This window comes from Mucilaginibacter sp. P1_A3 (assembly GCF_056406855.1).
Window position 1 is genome coordinate 1 of the sequence record NZ_JBFTZJ010000032.1, and the last position, 1,162, is coordinate 1,162.

1 protein-coding gene is annotated in these 1,162 nt (G+C 38.7%); it reads left to right on the top strand.

What is annotated here, in order from left to right:
• The first annotated feature begins 15 nt into the window (after nt 1–15).
• Nucleotides 16–1,047 carry an IS110 family RNA-guided transposase gene (locus tag AC1D0K_RS30670; protein ID WP_477395282.1) on the top strand — a complete coding sequence of 344 codons (1,032 nt, stop codon included), beginning with the start codon at nt 16–18 and terminating at the stop codon, nt 1,045–1,047.
• The last annotated feature ends 115 nt before the right edge of the window (nt 1,048–1,162 follow it).

Consider the following 1,162-nt stretch of genomic DNA (forward strand, 5'->3'; position numbering starts at 1 on the left):
TAATCAAATTAWGTGATGACAAAGATTTTAAAACAGGTAGCCGGTATTGACGTGGCACAAGATGAACTGGTAGTCTCTTTAGGGCGGGTAGATCAATCCCTTTGTAAAGAAGTTTATGCTTATAAAACATTTGCCAACAAACCATCAGGTTTTACCGCGTTATTGGTGTGGATAAAGAAACATGCTGATCATCACGTCGCTGTTCGTTATGTAATGGAAGCAACCGGGGTTTATCACGAGAAAATAGCCTATTATCTTATTGATCAGGGTTTGGAAGTAAGTATTGTACTGCCCAATAAGATCAGCAGTTACATGAAGACATTGGATATAAAAACGATCACGGATAAAACAGCATCACAGGCTATATGCCAGTTTGGATTAGAAAGAAGGCTTGAAATATGGCAAAAGCCTAAAAAGATATTCAGAGATCTAAAACAGCTGACACGGGAACGGGACCAGATTGTAGCGGACCGTACGATGTCTAAAAATCGATTGCATGCAGAACAGGCAGAAGCATATCCTAATGAAAGAAGTATATACCGGGTAAATCAACGAATTAAGCTATTCAACGAGCAGGAAAGGGAGATCAAACGGGAAATAGCTGAATTGGTAAAGACAGACAAAGAACTTCATAAAAAGGTAAATCTCATTACTTCAATACCTGGTGTAGGAGGTTTAACAGCCGTAATAACAGTTGCTGAAACCAATGGCTTTGAATTGATCAGAAACAAAAAACAACTGGTAAGCTTTGGAGGCCTTGATGTGATCGTAAAAGATTCAGGTACATCGATCAAGGGAAAACCCAGGATCTCGAAAAAAGGGAATCGGCACCTAAGAAAAGCTATGCATATGCCTGCTTTAACTGCGATAAGGCACGACGAGCGCTTTAAAGCCATATTCGTCAGACTGGTATCAAAACATGGGATCAAAATGAAGGCAGCGGTCGCGGTACAAAGAAAAATACTGGAAATGATTTATACGATCTGGACAACAGAAAAGAAATATGATAAAGCATACTTACAAAAAACAAATGCAGCAGCAGTATAAAAAGAGTTAGGGCGAATAAAACACGAAGTTATACCGCCCTAAACAGGCTGACATAAAGCCGCCTTAAGTAAACAAAATTAAAAATTATTTGATAATTAACACAGAATCTCTCTTC